The sequence below is a fragment of the Enterobacter cloacae complex sp. P15RS genome, from assembly GCF_014895905.1.
GTDB lineage: Bacteria > Pseudomonadota > Gammaproteobacteria > Enterobacterales > Enterobacteriaceae > Enterobacter > Enterobacter quasihormaechei.
Map to the genome: position 1 here is coordinate 732 of NZ_JADBQL010000052.1, position 4,752 is coordinate 5,483.

3 protein-coding genes and 1 rRNA gene are annotated in these 4,752 nt (G+C 53.2%); 3 read left to right on the top strand and 1 reads right to left on the bottom strand.

The genetic code is table 11. The annotated features are described in order from the left end of the window. The 3 genes from IM267_RS21435 to IM267_RS21055 form a co-directional block, all read left to right on the top strand. Positions 1-606 (top strand): efflux RND transporter periplasmic adaptor subunit (locus IM267_RS21435; RefSeq protein WP_226848260.1); only part of this gene is annotated, 606 nt, incomplete at its 5' end. Between the two features lie 11 nt (positions 607-617). Beyond that, entirely contained in the window at positions 618-3,731 is a 3,114-nt protein-coding gene (locus tag IM267_RS21050) for an efflux RND transporter permease subunit (protein ID WP_193034234.1), read from the top strand. Between the two features lie 248 nt (positions 3,732-3,979). After that, entirely contained in the window at positions 3,980-4,201 is a 222-nt protein-coding gene (locus IM267_RS21055) for a lipoprotein (RefSeq protein ID WP_003860364.1), read from the top strand. A gap of 318 nt (positions 4,202-4,519) precedes the next feature. Here the strand turns inward: IM267_RS21055 and rrf are convergent. Continuing rightward, positions 4,520-4,635, bottom strand: a 5S ribosomal RNA gene (rrf, locus tag IM267_RS21060). Positions 4,636-4,752: the final 117 nt, after the last annotated feature.

Consider the following 4,752-nt stretch of genomic DNA (forward strand, 5'->3'; position numbering starts at 1 on the left):
ATCAGCGGTCGCATTGGTAAATCCAGCGTTACTGAAGGGGCGCTCGTCACGAATGGTCAGTCAACTGCGCTGGCGACGGTTCAGCAGCTCGATCCAATTTATGTCGACGTGACCCAGTCCAGCAGCGACTTTATGCGTCTGAAGCAGACGAGCCTGCAAAAGGGCGACACCAGCAGCGTCGAGCTGCTGATGGAAAACGGCCAGCCTTATCCATTGAAAGGAACGTTACAGTTCTCTGACGTCACGGTAGATGAAAGTACCGGCTCAATTACCCTTCGCGCCCTCTTCCCTAATCCTCAGCATATGCTGTTACCGGGTATGTTTGTCCGTGCGCGCATCGATGAAGGTACGCAGCCGGATGCCATTCTTGTTCCCCAGCAGGGGGTAACCCGTACACCGCGCGGGGATGCCACCGTGCTTGTGGTAAACGATAAAAACCAGGTGGAATCTCGCACTGTCGTTGCACCGCAGGCGATTGGCGATCGGTGGTTGGTCACGGAAGGTCTGAAAAACGGCGACCGCGTCATCACCAGCGGCCTGCAAAAAGTTCGCCCTGGCGCCACCGTCGTGGCTATTCCTGATACCGCCGCTACTCCAGCCAGTTAAGGGATATCGACATGGCTAATTTCTTTATTCAACGGCCTGTTTTCGCCTGGGTACTCGCCATCATTCTGATGATTGCGGGCGGGCTGGCCATTTTAAAACTGCCGGTCGCGCAATATCCGACCATTGCGCCACCCGCGGTTGCGGTGACAGCAACCTACCCTGGCGCGGATGCCCAGACGGTACAGGACACAGTGACGCAGGTTATCGAACAGAACATGAACGGAATCGACAATCTGATGTACATGTCGTCCACCAGTGATTCTGCCGGTAACGTCACCATCACTCTGACGTTCGAGTCGGGTACGGATCCTGATATCGCGCAGGTTCAGGTTCAGAACAAGCTTCAGCTCGCCATGCCGCTGCTGCCGCAGGAAGTGCAGCAACAGGGGATCGGCGTGGAAAAATCCAGCAGCAGCTTCCTGCTGGTTGCGGGCTTCGTGTCGGATAATAAAAACCTTACCCAGGATGATATCTCCGACTATGTTGCTTCTAACGTAAAAGATGCGATCAGCCGTACTTCCGGCGTCGGTGACGTGCAGCTGTTCGGTGCGCAGTATGCCATGCGAATCTGGCTGGACAGCAACGCAATGAATAAGTACCAGCTCACGCCGCTGGACGTCATTAATCAGCTGAAAACCCAGAACGACCAGATTGCGGCGGGCCAGTTGGGGGGGACGCCATCTGTACCGGGTCAGCAGCTGAACGCCTCAATTATTGCTCAAACGCGCCTGAAATCGCCGGAGGAGTTTGGCCGTGTGACGCTGAAGGTGAACCAGGACGGTTCAATGGTCCACCTGAAAGAGGTGGCCCGCATTGAGCTGGGTGGTGAAAACTACAACATGGTCACCAAAATCAACGGGCAGGCCGCGACGGGGCTCGGGATCAAGCTGGCGACTGGCGCAAACGCGCTGGATACCGCTGCCGCCATCAAGAGCAAACTGGCGCAGTTACAGCCCTTCTTCCCGCAGGGCCTGAGAGTTGTCTATCCATACGACACCACACCTTTCGTGAAGATCTCAATACATGAAGTGGTGAAGACGCTGTTTGAAGCGATCGTTCTCGTGTTCCTGGTGATGTACCTGTTCCTGCAAAACCTGCGGGCAACCCTTATACCGACTATCGCGGTGCCCGTGGTGTTGCTGGGTACTTTTGCGGTACTGGCTGCGTTCGGTTTCTCCATTAACACCCTGACGATGTTCGGGATGGTATTGGCGATAGGCTTGCTCGTCGATGATGCCATCGTGGTGGTCGAGAACGTAGAACGCGTGATGGTGGAGGACAAGCTGCCGCCAAAAGAGGCGACGCAGAAGTCGATGGAACAAATCCAGGGCGCTCTGGTGGGCATTGCCATGGTGCTTTCGGCGGTGTTTATACCGATGGCATTTTTTGGAGGCTCTACCGGGGCTATCTATCGCCAGTTCTCGCTAACCATCGTCTCCGCGATGGCCCTGTCGGTGCTGGTCGCGCTGATATTAACGCCAGCGCTTTGTGCAACCCTGCTCAAACCCGTTGCCAACGAGCATCATGAAAAGAAAGGTGGCTTCTTTGGCTGGTTTAACGCGCTTTTTGATAAGAGCGTGGAGCACTACAGCAACAGCGTAAGCGGTATTTTACGTAAGACCGGGCGCTATCTGCTGGTATACGTCATCATCGTCGGCGGCATGGCAGTCCTGTTTCTGCGCCTGCCTTCCTCCTTCCTGCCGGAAGAGGATCAGGGGGTGTTTATGACGATGGTTCAGCTGCCGGCAGGGGCGACGCAGATGCGCACCCAGCAGGTGCTCGATCAGGTTCAGGATTATTATCTGACGAAAGAGAAAGCGAACGTTGAATCGGTCTTCACCGTAAACGGCTTTAGCTTTAGCGGCCAGGGCCAAAACGCCGGTATCGCGTTCGTCAGCCTGAAGCCCTGGGAAGAACGACCGGGCGATGAAAACGGCGTTAGCGCCATTGTCAGCCGTGCGACGAAAGCGTTCAGCCAAATCAAAGATGGCCTTGTATTTCCGTTTAACCTGCCCGCGATTATTGAGCTGGGCACGGCGACAGGCTTCGACTTCGAACTGATTGACCAGGCAAACCTGGGGCATACGCAACTAACGCAGGCGCGTAACCAGCTGCTTGGCATGGTGAGAGAACATCCAGATTTACTGGTCCGCGTACGTCCTAACGGCCTGGAGGATACGCCTCAGTTCAAACTGGATGTCGATCAGGAGAAAGCACAGGCGTTAGGTGTAAGCGTATCTGATGTTAATCAGACCATCTCAACAGCACTCGGTGGCACCTATGTGAATGACTTTATCGATCATGGACGCGTGAAAAAAGTTTACGTGCAGGCTGACGCTCGCTTCCGTATGTTACCAGGAGACATTAACGGCCTGTATGTGCGTAGCGCTAACGGCGAAATGGTGCCTTTCTCTGCCTTTAGCAGCTCTCACTGGGTGTACGGTTCACCCCGTCTGGAACGTTACAATGGGATGCCGTCAATGGAGATCCTCGGTGAGTCTGCGCCAGGCAAAAGTACCGGTGAGGCAATGGCGTTGATGGAAAGCCTTGCGTCGAAACTGCCTTCCGGCATCGGCTACGACTGGACGGGGATGTCTTACCAGGAACGTCTTTCCGGTAATCAGGCTCCAGCACTGTACGCCATTTCGCTGATAGTGGTGTTCCTGTGTCTGGCTGCCCTCTATGAAAGCTGGTCAATTCCATTCTCGGTCATGCTGGTCGTGCCCCTGGGGGTGATCGGCGCGCTTCTGGCTGCATCGGTGCGCGGGCTGAACAATGACGTTTACTTCCAGGTTGGACTGCTTACGACAATTGGTTTATCCGCCAAAAACGCCATACTGATTGTTGAGTTCGCCAAGGATCTCATGGATAAAGAAGGCAAAGGGATTATCGAAGCCACGCTGGAAGCCTCACGTATGCGTCTGCGTCCTATCCTGATGACTTCCCTGGCATTCATCCTTGGCGTTATGCCTCTGGTAATCAGTAGTGGTGCAGGAAGTGGGGCACAAAACGCTGTCGGTACGGGCGTGATGGGCGGGATGCTGTCAGCTACGCTGCTGGCCATTTTCTTCGTTCCTGTTTTCTTTGTGGTTGTCCGAAGACGGTTTACAAAGCACAAGGATTAATGAAAAATTAAAAGGCACCTCGGGTGCCTTTTTTATTTACGGAAAACAACAGAATAAATATATCGGTCCTTCACATTTTCTCCATTAATTATCTCCACCCGCTCCTTTTCTCCATGATTTTTACAATCCACACAAATTGAGATTATTCACCGTTCTGCATGGTATTAGCACGGTGGTAAAATAATCATCAATTCGTTAATTGCCGCATCGGCTCTGAAGCGAATAAGCGATTATTTTGAGGTAACATCATGAAAAGATTCCTTTCCGTTGCACTCCTCGCTGCGCTGCTTGCTGGCTGTGCGCACGACTCTCCATGTGTACCGGTATACGACGATCAGGGCCGACTGGTTCACACCAATACCTGCATGAAGGGCACCACCCAGGATAACTGGGAAACAGCAGGTGCAATAGCCGGTGGAGCCGCGGCAATAGCGGGCCTGACGCTGGGTATTGTTGCTCTGACTAAATAAGGCTTTTAAAAGCGCGGCGATGTCCGCGCTTTTATTTTGTTGTGATGTAAGCGCTTATATTTTCCATTCTGGCTTTATCCGCTATTAACTCTATTTAATACCTACTACGCTTCCTGCTTTACACAGTTAACCCTGCCAGTAACCTCATTCCTGCTGCGTTTCGATTACTTTATGTATACGCACTATTTTGCCAGTTAAACGCATAGGTATACGCCGATATGTGCGAATTTCGCGAGAGGGATTAACGAAGTGAGGAATTTAACAGTACGCATAACGCAAAAAGGCCATCCTTGCGGATGGCCTTTCTACTTGTTTGATGCCTGGCAGTTCCCTACTCTCACATGGGGAGACCCCACACTACCATCGGCGCTACGGCGTTTCACTTCTGAGTTCGGCATGGGGTCAGGTGGGACCACCGCGCTAAAGCCGCCAGGCAAATTCTGTGAAATCTGGATCAGGCTGAAAATCTGTCTCTTCGCCAACACCTCTTCGGCGTGGGAAGGGTAAGCCTCACGGGTCAGTAGTATCGGTGAGCTCAACGCCTCGCGGCG